This is a genomic window from Vreelandella zhaodongensis, assembly GCF_013415115.1.
Classification (GTDB): domain Bacteria; phylum Pseudomonadota; class Gammaproteobacteria; order Pseudomonadales; family Halomonadaceae; genus Vreelandella; species Vreelandella zhaodongensis.
Genome location: NZ_JACCDD010000003.1, coordinates 225,009 through 241,054, shown reverse-complemented (window position 1 = coordinate 241,054; position 16,046 = coordinate 225,009). Strand labels below are relative to the sequence as shown.

General features: G+C 56.0%; 14 protein-coding genes. 10 read left to right on the top strand and 4 right to left on the bottom strand.

From position 1 onward, the window contains the following. Window positions 1-12 precede the first annotated feature (12 nt). The 9 genes from HZS79_RS07610 to HZS79_RS07570 all read left to right on the top strand — a co-directional run bounded on the left by HZS79_RS07610 (window position 13) and on the right by HZS79_RS07570 (window position 12,006). Window positions 13-1,419 carry an OprD family outer membrane porin gene (locus HZS79_RS07610; RefSeq protein WP_179927490.1) on the top strand — a complete coding sequence of 469 codons (1,407 nt, stop codon included), beginning with the start codon at window positions 13-15 and terminating at the stop codon, window positions 1,417-1,419. A 17-nt stretch (window positions 1,420-1,436) separates the two neighbouring features. After that, entirely contained in the window at window positions 1,437-4,133 is a 2,697-nt protein-coding gene (locus tag HZS79_RS07605; protein ID WP_179927489.1) for a beta-N-acetylhexosaminidase, read from the top strand. 127 nt (window positions 4,134-4,260) lie between these two features. Next, on the top strand, window positions 4,261-5,058 hold the full coding sequence (locus HZS79_RS07600) for an HAD family hydrolase (RefSeq protein WP_162218595.1): 798 nt from the start codon (window positions 4,261-4,263) through the stop codon (window positions 5,056-5,058). Window positions 5,059-5,178: 120 nt separating this feature from the next. Then, window positions 5,179-5,904, top strand: a complete 726-nt coding sequence (locus HZS79_RS07595; protein WP_179927488.1) for a response regulator — start codon at window positions 5,179-5,181, stop codon at window positions 5,902-5,904. Continuing rightward, window positions 5,901-7,373: an ATP-binding protein gene (locus tag HZS79_RS07590; protein ID WP_162218593.1), complete on the top strand. Its 1,473-nt coding sequence runs from the start codon at window positions 5,901-5,903 to the stop codon at window positions 7,371-7,373. The genes HZS79_RS07595 and HZS79_RS07590 overlap by 4 nt, the downstream gene beginning before the upstream one ends. Before the next feature lie 165 nt (window positions 7,374-7,538). Then, window positions 7,539-8,834, top strand: a complete 1,296-nt coding sequence (locus HZS79_RS07585; protein WP_179927487.1) for an ABC transporter substrate-binding protein — start codon at window positions 7,539-7,541, stop codon at window positions 8,832-8,834. 80 nt (window positions 8,835-8,914) lie between these two features. Continuing rightward, on the top strand, window positions 8,915-9,829 hold the full coding sequence (locus HZS79_RS07580) for a carbohydrate ABC transporter permease (RefSeq protein ID WP_162218591.1): 915 nt from the start codon (window positions 8,915-8,917) through the stop codon (window positions 9,827-9,829). Further along, entirely contained in the window at window positions 9,822-10,700 is an 879-nt protein-coding gene (locus tag HZS79_RS07575) for a carbohydrate ABC transporter permease (RefSeq protein WP_162218590.1), read from the top strand. Before HZS79_RS07580 ends, HZS79_RS07575 begins: the two co-directional genes overlap by 8 nt. A gap of 184 nt (window positions 10,701-10,884) precedes the next feature. Beyond that, window positions 10,885-12,006 carry an ABC transporter ATP-binding protein gene (locus HZS79_RS07570; protein ID WP_162218589.1) on the top strand — a complete coding sequence of 374 codons (1,122 nt, stop codon included), beginning with the start codon at window positions 10,885-10,887 and terminating at the stop codon, window positions 12,004-12,006. 68 nt (window positions 12,007-12,074) lie between these two features. Here HZS79_RS07570 and HZS79_RS07565 read toward each other — a convergent pair whose 3' ends face one another. From HZS79_RS07565 to HZS79_RS07550, 4 genes are read right to left on the bottom strand one after another with little or no spacing between them, the layout of a single operon-like run. Continuing rightward, window positions 12,075-13,109 (bottom strand): YcjF family protein, encoded by a 1,035-nt coding sequence (locus tag HZS79_RS07565; protein ID WP_179927486.1) that lies wholly within the window; start codon window positions 13,107-13,109, stop codon window positions 12,075-12,077. Beyond that, on the bottom strand, window positions 13,106-14,488 hold the full coding sequence (locus HZS79_RS07560) for a YcjX family GTP-binding protein (RefSeq protein WP_179927485.1): 1,383 nt from the start codon (window positions 14,486-14,488) through the stop codon (window positions 13,106-13,108). The genes HZS79_RS07565 and HZS79_RS07560 overlap by 4 nt, the downstream gene beginning before the upstream one ends. A gap of 56 nt (window positions 14,489-14,544) precedes the next feature. Continuing rightward, window positions 14,545-14,736, bottom strand: coding sequence for a hypothetical protein (locus HZS79_RS07555; RefSeq protein ID WP_162218586.1), 192 nt, complete (start codon window positions 14,734-14,736; stop codon window positions 14,545-14,547). Between the two features lie 60 nt (window positions 14,737-14,796). Next, window positions 14,797-15,666 (bottom strand): D-hexose-6-phosphate mutarotase, encoded by an 870-nt coding sequence (locus HZS79_RS07550; protein WP_162218585.1) that lies wholly within the window; start codon window positions 15,664-15,666, stop codon window positions 14,797-14,799. A gap of 118 nt (window positions 15,667-15,784) precedes the next feature. Here HZS79_RS07550 and HZS79_RS07545 point away from each other — a divergent pair, with 118 nt between their 5' ends. Next, window positions 15,785-16,027 (top strand): GlsB/YeaQ/YmgE family stress response membrane protein, encoded by a 243-nt coding sequence (locus HZS79_RS07545; RefSeq protein WP_162218584.1) that lies wholly within the window; start codon window positions 15,785-15,787, stop codon window positions 16,025-16,027. Window positions 16,028-16,046: the final 19 nt, after the last annotated feature.

The following is a 16,046-nucleotide window of genomic DNA, read 5'->3' as shown; positions in this document are numbered from 1 at the left end:
GCGGGTACTGCCATGCTGATATCAAGCATATTTACGCCCCAAACAGGGCAACCTTTAGGTCGCTTCGGTCAACTAGCCATGATCGGCACCTTATCTCTGGTTCCTTTGACGTCCTCTGCAAGTGAGCCACAGGGCTTTATGGAAGAGGCCAGTCTTCAGACCACTCTGTTTTATATCTACCGAGACCGTGATCGTCGCCAGGGAGGCATGGGACCCGATGGTGAGGGCAGCCCAGGGTCTTACGCTTCCAACCTGCAGCACTCTACCGCCAATCTGGCCGTCGACTTCTCAAGTGGTTATGCGGGGGGAGTTGTGGGACTGGATCTAGCCGCCTTTGCCGCCTATGACTTTCAGAACCGCCACCAGGGTACGGAGTTTAATTTCCGCCCAGCGAGTACGCTCTGGGAGGAGCGCTGGGACGGCAAGGAGACGAATGGTGCCAGCCTTTACCGGGCTGCCCTCAAGTTGAAGTTTGGCGATATGTGGGGGCGGCTGGGGTATCTGCAGCCTCAAGGTACCAGTGTTATCGCCCCTAACTGGTCCTTCCTGCCGGGCACTTATCGCGGAGGCGAGCTTGGCGCTCAGGTCGGTAGCCTGTCGCTGAGCTATTTTCATGCCGATCGCTACAAGGCCCCTTGGTACCAACGTTTCTACGAGTTCCGCCAAGCTGACGGAGAGACAATCGACTACCTGCACTCGCTGGGCGCGCGCTACGAGGTCACCGATGATTTGATGGTCGAGGCAGCGTTTGGGCAAGCCCAGGGTTATATGGATCAAGGGTTCGGCAAGGTGTCTTATGCCACCCATCTAAACGATGCCCCGCTGCGATTGAGTTACCAGGCCTACGCCGCCAGTGACCGTCATGACGATGGCTCAGCCAACGATGTCTATGATGGCACTGCCTGGCAACAGGTGCTTACTGCTCACTATGAACGGGGTGCCTTCGATTGGCGGCTCGAGTTCAGTTGGGTGCATGCGCCGGGTGCTCAGGGTTTCTTCCTGCCGAGGATGACTACCCCCTATGCGTCGTCCAACGGACGCATGGATGTCTGGTGGGATGCTCGATCCGACTGGAACCACGATGGTGAGAAGTCTCTCTACGCCGGTGTTACCTATGGCCTGGAGGGGTGGCATTTGCCCGGTTGGTCGCTGGGCGTCGCCCATGCCTATGGCTGGGGTGCGCGTCCCTACTCAGGTTTCGAGGATCCCGAACGCCGCCTCAGCGAGTCTGCTTGGAATTTTGACGTGCACTACAAGGTTCAGAATGGTTGGGCCGAGGGCACGCGCTTTCAGCTGCACTACACCCGCTACGACAACCGCACCGACTACGCCTCCTGGGGGGATGGCGGCTTTAAAAACGCCTTTCAGGATGAACACGACATCAAGTTCATGGTCGTGGCTCCTTTCTCGATTCTGTAATGCTTGAGGTGATAACAATGACAACATCGACAATGAAGGTCCTAACGGCACTGGCTGTCGGGATCGCAATCAACTCGGCGGCTGTCCAGGCCAGTGAAGCCACACAGCTTGGCGCGTCGTCTGCCCAAGACTTGGCACAGCGGTTGGATGTGCAGTACACGATAACCGCCAACCAACCCCAGGCGCATGATATCGACTGCCAGAAGCTCGGGGCGGATTATGCTGCCTGTTTTACCGCTACAATTCTCTTGACCAACACCTCGGATGAGGCCATTGAGGCGAGCGACTGGGGATTGTATTTCTCGAGTATTCGCCGCCTGCTGCAGATGGATCACCCTGGACTGGCGCTGACACGCATCACTGGTGATCTTCATCGGCTTGAGCCTAATGACGCCTTTACTGGGCTGGGTGCTGGCGAGAGCCTGGAAATTCCCATCGTGGGTGAGTACTGGCAGCTATTCATGACCGATGTGATGCCCAACTGGTACCTAGCGGTAGGTGATGAAACAGCGGTTATCGATAATACCCGTGACGAGGTGCTGACGAACTTCGTTGATGAACCCGAAGGCGAGTTGCTGATGCGCACGCCGGAGGATCGCAACGTGGTGATGACAGCTGAGACACGCTTCGAGCGGAACGCTGCAGCTACTGCATTGGCAGCCGACGCATTGCGAGGGGCCATTTTGCCGACACCACGGTCGTCTCGCCTGGGAGAGACCACCCTCGATCTGTCTGAAGGGGTCAGCCTGGTGATGCCAATGCTTAGCGAGGCCAGCCTAACTGCACTGGGGGAGCGCTTCGAACGGCTCGACATCCCCGTCAGCCAAGGTGAAAACGGCCTGGTGATTCGCGCTCGTTTAGTCTCTGATTCAGACGCCCTCGATGACGCACTAGCACGGGAAGGGGGCTATCGCCTGCAGCTCGATGAGTCAGGTGCCGATATTCTGGCCTTTGACGCCGCTGGGGCTTTCTACGCTGTACAGTCGCTAATAGCGGCCACGGATGAAACAGGGCTAGTGCCAGCGATGGATGTTGATGATGCTCCGCGTTACGACTACCGCGGCTTCATGCTGGACGTGGCGCGGAACTTCAAAGACAAGGCCTCAGTGTTGCGTTTGCTCGACCAAATGGCCGCCTACAAGCTCAATCGTTTCCATTTCCATCTCACCGATGATGAGGGATGGCGGCTGGAGATCCCAGGGTTAGCGGAGTTAACCGAAGTAGGCAGCAAGCGCTGTCATGATCTGACGGAAACACGCTGCCTGTTGCCCCAGCTAGGCTCAGGGCCAGCGGCCGATACCTCCGGTAGCGGTTTCTACACCCGAGAGGATTATATCGATATTGTTCGCTATGCCGAGGCACGTCATATTCAGGTAGTGCCTGAGATCGATATGCCAGCTCACGCTCGCGCCGCCGTTGTGGCTATGGAGGCGCGGCATCATCGGCTGCTGGAGGAGGGCGATAGTGTGGCAGCCAATGAGTATCGATTAATCGACCCCGAAGACACGTCCAACACGCTGTCGGTTCAGCTCTATGACCGCCGTAGCTACCTCAATCCCTGCCTTGAGTCGACGCACCGCTTTGTCGATAAGGTAATGGGCGAAGTGGTATCGATGCACCAAGAGGCAGGCCAGGAATTGGCTAACTGGCACTTTGGCGGTGATGAAGCCAAAAATATCCTGCTGGGTAATGGTTTTCAGGATATCGATGCCGAAGAAGCGGTCGACTGGCGAGGAACCATCGACCAGCGTGACCAGCACCATCCCTGGGAAGCGTCACCAATTTGCCAGCAGAAAATTGCCAGTGGAGAAGTCGCTTCTGTTGAGGAGTTACCGAGCCGCTTTGCCATACAGGTCAGCCAGCTCGCCGATACTTACGGGATTGCTCGGATGTCGGCCTGGCAGGACGGTCTTAAGCATGTGGAGTCCGCCGCAGAGTTTGCTACGCCGCAGGTAGCGGTCAACTTCTGGGACCCGCTGTTTTGGGGCGGCAGTCAGTCGGTGGCGGAGTGGCAGTCGCGGGGCTATGAGGTGATTCTTTCGAGCCCAGATTATCTCTACTTCGACATGCCCTATGAAGTCAATCCACACGAACGGGGCTACTACTGGGCGACGCGTTTCACCGATACCCGCAAGGTGTTCTCCTTTGCCCCCGATAATCTGGCGCAAAATGCCGAGACGTCGGTTGATCGAGATGGCGACACCTTCCGTGCCGAAAGCGTTGAGGGGTGGCAGGGCGCTCGGGGAATTTCCGCCCAGGCCTGGGGGGAGACGGTGCGCAGTGAAGCCCAGATGGAGTACATGACCTTTCCACGCCTGCTGGCGTTAGCCGAGCGAGCTTGGCACCGAGCCGAGTGGGAGCTCGATTATCGACCTGGTCAGGCGTTCGCCGGTGGCGAGACGTCCTTCGTCGACCATGAGACGTTGACCGAGGACTGGCAGCGCTTTGCCAACCTGCTTGGCCAGCACGTCCTGCCACGGCTGGATCGCGATGGAATCGCTTATCGTCTGCCGTTGCCAGGGGCCCGAATCGAAGCGGGTAGGCTAGAAGCCAATGTCGCTCTGCCGGGAGTGACGATTGAATACTCCTTGGATGACGGAGCGAGCTGGCTGGTCTATCAGGACAACGCGCAACCCGAGGTGGAAAACACAGTGCTATTGCGCAGTATCAGTGCCAACGGTCAGCGGCAGAGCCGTGTCGTGACGCTAAATTAACCGCCGTGAAGGTAGCGAGAGCCCTTCAAGGCGGCGTTGCCTTAGAGGGCTTTGAGTGTCTTTAATCCGGCTGGGAGCGGCAAGCGTAATCGGATAAGCTGAGAAGCTCTATCATCAGGAGTGCACCATGACATCACGCCTTATCGTTTCCGACCTTGACGGTACGCTGTTAGGCAGCGACCATCGGCTGCACGAAAGCACCATAGAGGTACTTCGGGCTCTCGTAACGCAAGGTCATCATGTCGCGCTGGCTTCTGGCCGTCACTATAACGATATGCGGGTGTTTCGCGATCAGTTGGATATCCCGATCCATTTGATCAGTACCAACGGGGCGTATACTCACGACCCCGCTGGCACGCTGTTGAGCGCGACGCATCTTGAACCAGCCCATGCCGAAACACTTATTCAGCTGCCGCGCCCGCCCCAGGTGCGGCTCAGCCTTTACCGTGAAAACGGTTGGCATGTCGATGCCGAGGCACCACATCTACTGTCATTGCATGCATCGACTGGCTTTACTTACGAGGTCGTGCCGCCGGAAGAGATGGATGCCAAGGGTGTTGGTAAAGTGCTCTATCTGGGCGACCCAGATTCATTAGCGCAACTGGAAGCGCAGGCCCATCAAGCATGTGGGCAGAGTTTACATATTACTTACTCCACCACGGATGCTCTGGAAATCATGGCCGGTGGCGTCAATAAAGGCGCGGCCTTAACGGCGCTGCTGGAAACGTTAAAGCTGACACCGGCAGAGTGTTTGGCCTTTGGCGATAACCTGAACGATACCGAAATGCTTAACCTGGCAGGGGAGGCTCAGGTAATGGCCAATGCCCACCCGGCGCTATTTGATCGTATAAAGGGGGCTGAACGTATCGGCCACCATGGCGAAGCCGCCGTTGCCGAGTGGCTGAAACAGCGCTTTGGGCTGTAACAAACGCTTCGCGCTGCAACCTTGGTCGATGGCCGCTTGCGATAGCGCGGCCACTCCACCATCATCTAGCCCCGACAACGATAATAACGAGTGATAATAACCTAGGGGCGCTTTGCTACCATGACTACCACGCCTGCTACCTTGATGGTCGTTGATGACGACTTGGAAATTCGCGAACTACTGGCAGACTATTTAGGGCGTCACGGTTATCAAGTGCTGACCGCCGACGGGGCGGATTCGCTGTATCAGCAACTGGCCAAGCAAACGCCAGACTTGTTGATTGTTGACGTTATGATGCCGGGGGATGACGGTTTTACCATCTGCCGAGAACTGCGCAAAACCAGCGACATACCGATTATTATGCTCACCGCCAGTGCCGATGATACTGACCGTGTTTTGGGACTCGAATTGGGTGCTGACGACTATATCGCTAAGCCCTTTAATCCTCGCGAGCTGCTGGCGCGGATTAAAGCGGTGCTGCGCCGAGCCCGTCCTGCAGCAACTGTCGCGACAGCCCAAGAGGCTCGCTGGGTGAGGTTTGGTGACTGGCAACTTGACCGCATGACCCGCGAACTGATTGACCGGGAAGGTATTCGGACCGCACTTTCCGGCGCAGATTTTCAACTACTGCAGGTGTTTCTGGAGCGGCCTGCCACGGTCATTACCCGCGACGATCTCTACACATTGACCCGCGGTCGTGAAGCACCACCGCTGGATCGCTCGATTGACGTACATGTGTGCCGCTTGCGCCAGCGGTTGGGGGAGGATGCGCAGCACTCTCAACTGATTCGTACTGTGCGCGGGGCTGGCTATGTGCTGACCGCCAAGGTTGAACCCACTTCGTGAAAGGCGTAAAGCGCAAGCTCGCACGTTGGTTACCCAGCAGTCTACGCGGGCGCTTTGTGATTATTATGATTGCGGGCGTTCTGGCCGCTCAAGCGGCCAGCTATGCGCTGTGGACTTCCCAGGTGCGGGCCAGTCAGCTTGAACAGTTAGATGAGCTGTCCAGCAACATGGCCTTCAGTATTGCCTCAACCATGCGATTTTTCCGTTCGCTGCCAGTAGATTACCGCCATATTGTGCTAGATCAGCTACGTAGCATGGGCGGCACGCGCTTTTTTGTCAGCGTGAATGAGCGGCGCATTCCAGTCGAAGATATTGGCAGCGGCCCAGAAAAAGAGGTGGTGGTAGACAATGTGCGCTCTATTTTGACCCAACAACTCTCCATTGATGATGTGGTGGTGGAGTTTTCCCGCCCGGAAACCTTGCGCGTCTTTAATAACGAAGTGCTGCTTTATGATTTACCACCCCGATGGGGGCAGCACAGTTTGTTAATGGAGCCACTGTCTCCACCTATCTTAGTGGTGCAACTGGAGCTAGCCCCCGATACTTGGCTTTACGTGGCCACACTGCTTGGCGTGCCAGATATTTTTAGCGGCTATCGCTGGCTTTCTGAAGAGCGTTTATTAGTTGGCGTGTTGGTGCTGCTCAGCGTGTTAGCGCTTTCCCTACTGGGCATTACCAGTGTGACTCGCCCGTTGGCGCGGCTTTCAAAAGCGGCACGCCAGCTGGGCGATGACTTGGATAGTCCGCCACTCAAAGAGAGCGGCCCTAAAGAAGTGGCCGCCACCGCGGCAGCCTTTAATCGTATGCAGCGGCGTATTCGCGAACAGATTGATGAGCGCGAGCGGCTGTTTTCGGCGATTTCTCATGATCTTAAAACCCCCATTACACGGTTGCGACTGCGGGCTGAAATGCTCGATGACCCCGCTCAGCGCGAACGTTTTTGTGCCTCGCTTGATGAGTTGAGTGAGCTGGTCAAAGGCGCACTGGCCTCGGTAAAAGGACTGGACCTGCATGAAGATCCGCAGCCCACGGATCTTAACGCGCTGCTGTTGGAAATTGCCGAAGGGCTGCGTTTGCACGGGGGCGAAGTGTCACTCTATGGCACTGTGTTACCACTGACCGTTAAGCCACTGGCACTGAAGCGCTGCTTGGCAAACCTGCTTGAAAACGCAGTGTTTTATGGCCAGAAAGCAACCGTAACGCTGGAAGAGCAGGCGGGGATTGTGACGTTGCGCATTCATGATAATGGCCCCGGCATTCCTGATGCGCAGCTTTCCCGAGTGTTTTCACCTTTTGTGCGTCTGGAAGCCTCCCGAAGCCGTTACACTGGTGGAAGCGGTCTGGGGCTTGGCATCGCCAGGCATATTGCTCGTGCCCACGGGGGCGATATTGTCTTATCTAACCACTTGTCTGGTGGGTTGGTGGCCACGTTAACGCTACCGCGCCAAACAAGTGTTACTGACTTGTAATAAAACCCTAACACTATTAATAAATTGCCAAGACTATGCAGGACTCGGTAACTCCCGTTGTGTGCCTGGGTGGCGTACTCTGCTGTGAGTCGTTCAATCGATCATCAGCAACGACATCTCATAAGCACAAAAACAACAGCACAATAACAACAGCAGGAGCTATTCATGCCGATTACCAATATGCCCGTTTTTAACGTCCCCACATTTAAAAAATCCGCACTCGCGTTAGCTCTGGTGGCTGGTACCACCATGGCGGCCAGCGCCGCCCAAGCTACCGAAGTGGAAGTACTGCACTGGTGGACATCCGGCGGTGAAGCCCGCGCGGCAAACGTTCTCAAAGAATTAATGGAAGCTGAAGGCTATGGCTGGCAGGATTTTGCCGTGGCTGGTGGCGGTGGTGAAACCGCCATGACGGTACTTAAATCTCGTGCAATGTCTGGCAACCCGCCTTCCGCCGCGCAAATTAAAGGCCCTGAAATTCAAGAGTGGGGCGAACTTGGCCTGTTGGGTGATTTAGACGACGTCGCCACTGCTGAAGACTGGAACGACCTGCTGCCTGAGATTGTTGCCGATATTATGCGTTACGACGGCCAGTACGTTGCCGTACCAGCGAACGTTCACCGAGTTAATTGGCTGTGGGCCAATCCTGACGTGCTAGACGCGGCAGGCGTTGAGATGCCTACCACGCTTGAAGAGCTATTTACCGCCGGTGAAGCCATTCGCGAAGCTGGTTTTGTGCCGTTAGCCCATGGCGGCCAAGCATGGCAAGACGCGACGGTGTTTGAAAGTGTCGTGCTGGGCAGTCAAGGCACCGAGTTTTACCAGCAGGCTCTGGTGGAGCTAGACCCTGAAGCCCTGGGTGGGGAGCAGATGATTACGGCACTTGAAGATTTTAAGCGTCTGCGCGAGCTGATGGATCAAGGCATGTCAGGCCGCGACTGGAACATTGCCACCGCGATGGTGATTGAAGGTGTCGCAGGTTTTCAGCTAATGGGTGACTGGGCTAAAGGGGAGTTCACCGCCGCAGGCCTTACCGCTGGTGAAGACTATCTGTGTGCTGCCGCCCCCGGTACTGAAGACGCCTTTACGTTTAATATCGACAGCCTGGCAATGTTCCGTGTTACCGACGATGCTGAACGTGATGCCCAGCAAACCCTGGCGCGCTTAGTGTTAGAGCCGACTTTTCAGGAAGCCTTTAACCTCGCCAAAGGCTCCATTCCTGCGCGGCCCGATCTAGATATGAGTGAGTTCGACCGCTGTGCCCAGCAGTCGCTTGCTGACTTTCAGCGCTCCGCTGATGAAGGTGGTTTAGTCCCCAGTATGGCTCACGGGATGGCGGTACGCGCGGATGTTCAGGGAGCAATCTTTGATGTCGTGACGAACTACTTTAACGATACCAATATGCCTGCCGAAGAAGCCGCTCGACGGTTGGTGAGTGCGGCTGAAACTGCCTCTTTTTAAGCCACTGCGTACTTATTGCAAGTGACGTAATAAGCGCCGCTGCAACGGCGGCGCAAGCTTGACTGGCGAGGAACTATCTCATGAGTGAACCCACGACGCGCACAGCCGTGCAGCCGACGGCGTCTGGCTGGCTGCAAGCCTGGCTGCCACGCTTGGTGCTTGCCCCTTCTGTAGCGGTGTCTCTGTTTTTTGTTTACGGCTTTATGCTGTGGACCTTTGTGCTCTCTCTAACCAGCTCACGCATGCTACCAAGCTATGACTTTGTTGGTTTTGGACAGTATGCGCGGCTGATGGCCAACGAACGCTGGTGGGTAGCCTCTACCAATCTGATGGTATTTGGCGTGCTGTTTATTGCGATTTGCCTGGTGATTGGCGCACTGCTGGCAATTTTATTGGATCAAAAAATTCGCCAAGAGGGTGCGTTGCGCACGATTTATCTCTACCCCATGGCGCTGTCGTTTATCGTCACCGGTGTGGTGTGGAAGTGGCTACTCAACCCGCAGTTGGGCATCCAGGCGATGGTGCAAAGCTGGGGATTTGAGTCGTTTCGCTTTGACTGGATCGTTAACCCGGATATGGCGATTTATACCCTGGTGATTGCTGCGGTTTGGCAGGCATCTGGCTTTGTGATGGCGCTCTTTTTGGCGGGGCTTCGGGGTATCGATGACAGCATCGTCAAAGCGGCTCAGTTAGACGGTGCTAGCCTACCGCGCATTTACTGGCGAGTAGTGATGCCTTGCCTGCGCCCGGTAGTGTTCAGCGCGGTGATGATTCTGGCCCATATTGCGATTAAGAGCTTTGACTTAGTGGTAGCGTTAACCGGCGGCGGGCCTGGCTACGCCACCGACCTACCGGCCACCTTTATGTACACCCATGCCTTTAACCGTGCCCAGATTGGGCTTGGCTCCGCCAGCGCCATGTTAATGCTCGGCGGCGTTCTGGCTATTTTGATTCCTTACCTCTATTCCGAACTAAGGAGCCGTAAACATGGCTAACGTGATTCGTCGGCAAACGCCCGCCGCACGGCTTTTGCGTGTCGTGCTTTATGGCGTACTTATTGTGGCGGGACTGTTTTATGCCTTGCCGCTGATCGTCATGCTGATGACCTCTATCAAGCCGTTGAGTGAAATCAGCGCGGGAACGCTGCTGTCACTGCCGCAAAATCCAACCCTTGAACCCTGGACGAAGGCCTGGGGAGAAGCGTGTACCGGTATGCGCTGTGAAGGGGTAGGTGGCTATTTTTGGAACTCCTTTGCGATTGTGATTCCTGCGGTGCTGATTTCCACCACGGTTGGAGCGCTAAACGGCTATGCGTTGACCAAATGGCGCTTTAAAGGCTCTGAGTTGGTCTTCGCGCTGATGCTGTTTGGCTGCTTTATCCCGTTTCAGGTGGTGCTGCTACCGATGGCACAAACCCTGGGCTGGCTGGGACTGTCTAGCTCACGTGCAGGGTTGATTTTGGTTCATGTGGTCTTTGGCATCGCCTTCACTACGCTGTTTTTCCGCAATTTTTATGTCGGGGTTCCTAACGAGCTAGTCTCGGCGGCGAAGTTGGATGGCGCGGGGTTTTTCCGTATTTTCTGGCGCATTTTATTGCCGGTTTCCGCGCCGATTATTGTGGTGTCGGTGATTTGGCAGTTCACCCAGATTTGGAACGACTTTCTGTTCGGCGTGGCATTCTCGGCCCACAACACCCAGCCGGTGACGGTGGCGCTCAACAATCTGGTGAATACGTCCACTGGTGTGCGTGAGTACAACGTCGATATGGCCGCCGCAATGATTGCAGCACTGCCAACGCTGGTGGTGTATGTGCTGGCCGGAAAGTATTTCGTGCGCGGGCTGACGGCAGGCTCCGTAAAAGGCTAATAACAACTAAGTGAATGGCAGCAACCATTTCTAGACGGTCAGAAGCAGCCCTCGGCGGGGGCGCTGTGAACCCATCCATGGGCGCTACTTTCGCCATCCATGGCGAAAGACCCCCGCTACGGGCTGCTTTTGACCGATCCAACTAAGTGGAGTTTGTCAGTCGCTTTACAATGGGATTTTCATTATGGCAGCGTTAGAAATTCACAACGTGCGCAAAGAGTTCGGCAGCGAGCGGGTGCTGAAAGATGTCAGCATTTCGATTGACTCCGGTGAGTTCCTGATTTTGGTGGGGCCATCTGGCTGTGGTAAATCCACGCTGATGAATGCCATCGCCGGGCTGGAGCCGGTGACTAGCGGCAATATCTATATCGACGGCGAAGACGTCACTTGGCGCACACCTGCTGAGCGGGATATTGCCATGGTGTTTCAGTCCTACGCGCTTTATCCCAGCATGACCGTGCGGCAAAACATCAGCTTTGGCCTGGAAATGCGCAAGGTGCCCAAAGCTGAGCGTGTCGCTGCCGTAGAGCGCGTGGCCGACCTGCTGCAAATTTCCCACCTGCTGGAACGTAAGCCAGCCCAGCTCTCCGGTGGTCAGCGCCAGCGGGTGGCCATGGGGCGGGCGTTGGCCCGTGAACCCAAGGTGTATCTATTTGACGAGCCGCTATCAAACCTGGACGCAAAACTACGGGTAGATATGCGCACCGAGATTAAAAAGCTCCACCAGCGCTTAGGCACCACGATTGTTTACGTCACCCATGACCAAGTTGAAGCAATGACCCTGGCTGACTGTATTGCCGTCATGCGCGATGGTCATATTCTTCAGCTTGGCAGTCCCGATGAGGTCTATAACAACCCAGTCGATATGTTCGTCGCGGGCTTTATGGGCTCACCATCGATGAACTTTATTCACGCGACGTTGGAAACGGCGGTCGGTGGTTATGCACTGCGTATCGCCACCCCTGACGAAGACGATGTCCTGCTGCCATGGCCCTCTGAACGCAACGCAGCAGGGCTCGTGGAACAGCTGAATAAGCCGATTATTCTCGGGCTGCGGCCAGAACACTTCAGCGAAGAGGATGTGCGGCTGAGTGAGCAGGCGGAAGGGACGTTAATGGAGGCCAAGGTAAGCGTCGTTGAGCCTACCGGTGCCGATATCCTGCTGCGCCTACCGCTGGGCGAGCAGGAAATCACTGCCAGGGTAGGGCCTAAATGCGCAATTTCGCCAGGCGAACGCTTGTCACTACGCGTCGATATGGCCCGCGCTGTGCTGTTTGATGCCGAGACTGAACAGCGCTTGGCGTAAATAGGTTGGCCTCCCACAAAGGCATTCAGCGCTACTTTTTGGGAGGGGGCGTTGCTTACGAAATCCGCTTACTTTTGAGGACGCGTGGCGGAGGCAGTGTCTTTATCCAGCCGTTTGATTTGCCGCCACAGGTCTTGGCGGAGATCGGCCAGCTTGGGCTGTTCTTCTGGGGTAAAGGCAACAGGGCGGCATAGGCGCTGAGCGCGTAGTCCTAAACGGGCGCTCAATAGGCCGGTGGCCAAGCCCTGACCTGCGCGAGCGGAAAGCCTGCCTGCCAAGTCAAGTGAGAGCATATCCATGCTGGCATCGGTGGCCAGTTCGCTGGCACCGGCAAAGGCCATGTTGTGCAGCACATTGCGAAAAAGCCGCAAGCGACTGGCATAGCCTAGCTCCAATCCATAAAGTCGACAGAGTCTGTCGACCATGGCGAGGCTACGCCAGGCCACCAGCGCCATATCCACTAACGTCAGCGGGCTGATAGCCACCATAATGGCGGTTTCGCCGGACATACGGGTAATTAGGCGCTGGGCTTCGCGGTCGCGGGGCACCAGCAAGTGGTAACGCAGTAATGTCTGTATCTCTTCACCGCTGTGGTGTGGTTGGCAAGCCCGTTGGAACGCCAGCCAATGCGGGTCGTCATCACTCAGTTTTAGTTGGCGCTTCAGCTGCTCTGCCATGGATTGGGCTTGTTTGGTAGAGCGTTGTGGCAGTTCGGCTAAGTCACGACGTAGTTGGTCGTGGCGCTTTAAACGGCGTAACCGAACCAGCTCCTTTAGTAATGAGATGCCGCCCAACCCAATCAGACTGATCCCAAACAGTTGCCAAGCCATCGACATCCATTGCGATTGGGTAAGCGCTTCTGGAATGCCGGTGGCAAGCTCTACGGTGCCTAAGGTAGCGCCACCTGCGAAGGCAAACAGTAACCCCCAGCGCCGCTTGCGTGGCCTGCCCAGACTCTCATCCGGAAGCGCTTTTACTTCTGCCTGGGTAGTTAGGGGCTGATGCGATTCAGTCGCGGCAAAGCTCTCACGCTGCCGTAGTGGCTCTGACGTGGGGACGGATTCATCCGCCTGGAAATCTCGGCGTGGCTGAGGGTTGCTCATATCAGTTTATCTCCAATCAGCCAGTCGATAGCAGCGTCCATGCGGATGTGTGAAAGCGCTTCGCTGTCAACGGGCATCGGGCGAAAGCTGGGGAAATCGAAGCCCTGCTGCTGCCAAAAGTCGGGTTTTGGTAGGCGGTTGGGCACGTCTCCTGGGTAGACCAGTACGTCTTCGCCTTCAAGGGTAGTGCCTTTTAGCGCGGGCGTGCGCTTCCCTTCGTGGAGTATTTCCCTGGCATCGGTGGCGCGTATGGCGGCTAGTGACAATGCCTTCACCGGAATGTCGGCAAAGCGTAGGTCTTTAAGCGGCTCAGCAAGCAACGCCTCCAGCAGCTGCACAACATTGCCGTGCTGGTCAGGCGTTACGTGGTCGGCTTTCGTCGCGGCGATGGCGAGACGGTCAATTTTTGGCGCAAATAGACGCGTGAGTAGGCTACGTTTCCCGTAATCAAAGCTTTGCATCAACTGGCGTAGGGCGCTGGAAAGGTCTTCAAAGCGTTCCGGCCCTGCATTAAGCGCGCCGAGCACATCCACCAATACAATTTGGCGATCAAAGCGGCGAAAGTGGTCACGATAAAAGGGCCGTACCACCTGCTGTTGGTAGTAGCGAAAGCGTGCTGCCAAGGTGGCGTAAATACTGGTGTCGGGTAGTGCTTCCAAGGTCTCTTTTGGCGCTTTCAATTCAGGCAGCGGAAAAAACTGCAGAACCGGCGCGCCGTCTAGCTCACCTGGAAGCAAAAAACGCCCCGGTTGAAGATCGGAAAAGCCGGCCTGTTTGGCTCGGCGCAGGCCCTTGGCATAGGCATCGGCAAGGGCTGCCAGCTTGGCTTCATCGGCTTCAGCGGCGGGGTCTAGGCGTTCTACTTCAGCCAACCATTCGCTAAAAAGTGCTTGCCGGTGCGCTCCTGCTTGCTGAGACTGGCACCAACTGTAAAACGTATGCTGCAGAAGGGGTAAATCCAGCAGCCACTCGCCGGGGTAGTCGAACAAGTCGAGGGTTACGTGGGCAATGTCTGGGGTAAACCAACCTTGTTGGGCAGGGCGGTAGCGTAGCTGTAAGCGCAGTTCGCTAATGCCGCGGGTGGGTTCTGGCCAGCGGGGTGGGGTATCACGCAGCGCCGCCATGCCGGGGTCGTAGGGAAACCGTGGTATGCCAAGGTCGGGTTGGTTCAGGCGTTGGGCGCCTAGCAGTCGTCCCTCACGGGCAGCCGGCAGTAAATCTAATTGAGCTTCCACCCCTGCGTGGCGTAGCTGGTTGACCAACGATGTTAAAAACGCCGTTTTTCCTGCTTGGGATAGCCCCGTTACGGCCAGCCGCAATTGCCGATCACGGCCTCGCTCTAATAGATTGCTAAGTTCGCGGCTTAATGGCTGGCGCATAAAGCATGTCTCTTGAGAATGACAGGGTATGAAGCGACACGAGCCAGGGCGACGGGCTATTGACGCAACATAAGAACCAGTTGATAAAACAACGGCATCGTCGCAATTTGAAAGCCGATGACCGCAATAACATAACCAGGCCATCGCCGAGACATCTTTTGTGCAAGGGTAAGCCCCACCAGGCACACCACCATGCCAATTAGGTTAAACACAAGCGTGGCCGCCTCAAGCATGTCTTGAGGGTTCATGTAAGCTCCTTATTAAAGCCATGTGATGCGTACAATACCAAGTTATTAATCAACCAAAGGCTAACCGCGGCTTAATGTCGTACCTAACAGGTGCTGGGCTCCAGGTACTAGCCATACAGGATCCAAGCGGGTGTTGGCGGCTTCGACACAGAGAAAATGGCGCGCTACGTCAGAGGGCGTATCATTTGGTAGCTCGTTGCCAGGGTGCCATACCACGGTGGAGTCACTGGACTGTTTGGCAATGCGCAGAGTGCGTTGTCCGTCATTTAACAACACGGCTTCATTGGTGTGATAGATGCGATCGACTGCACCACGAATGGCTAGTGTGCCTTGCTGTTGGTCCTCGGCAAAGTCGCGCAGCTTGTCTAGGTAGCGTGCGCCAGTCAGCCCTTCCAAACGGCATTGGTGGGTATCACTCACTGCTAGATAAGTATGCAGCGCGCCACTGGTTTTGATCGGCGCATCGCCAATGTTTTCGCTAATTAACTCAACGTTTAAGCGCTGGGCGTTGGCCTGAATGACCACTCGTGCGGTTAGCTGGCTATGCAGGCGTTCAACAGGGGAGAGGTGAACCTCAATGCCTTCGGCGTGATCGTCAACCGCATCCAGGTGCCAATGGGCGTGGCGAGCAAGGCCGTGAAAAGGACCGTTACGATCAGGGCTTTCATCGGCATAACGGTCGTCGGCAAACCAGGGCCAGCACAGTGGTATGCCGCCACGAATCGCGCTGGGCAGCGCCTGAGGCGTGGGCGTTACCCAAAGCCAATTGCTGTCATCTGCAGGTTGGAAATGCAGTACTTGAGCACCCTGCAAACTGATTGCCATTTCCCCCCAGGCCATCTTGAATAGCGCTACTTCGCGCCCTTCCCAGGTAGTTTGTTGCTGGCCATCAATATTGCTAAGCAGCTGCTTGAGGGAGTCTGGGATCATAACGTTTCCTAATGGGGAAGTGGCATCAAGTGGGCGAAACAGTAGCGCCGTGTGCTATGGTAGGACAAGCATAGGTTAAAGGTAAAACCCTGAGCACAGTGAAAACCAAGGAGGCACTATGAGCTTTATTGCGTGGTTAATTATTGGTGGTTTGGCTGGCTGGATCGCTGGCAACATCATGCGTGGCGGTGGTTTTGGTATTTTAGGTAATATCGGTGTCGGTGTTGTTGGCGCATTGCTGGGCGGTTTTTTGTTCAGCCTGCTAGGTTTGCAAGCGGGCGGCTTTATCGGCTCGCTGGTAACGGCAACCGTTGGCGCTGTTGTGTTGTTGTGGGTAATTAGTAAAGTCAAAAGCGCTTAGCGCTGCCATCCCAGAGCAT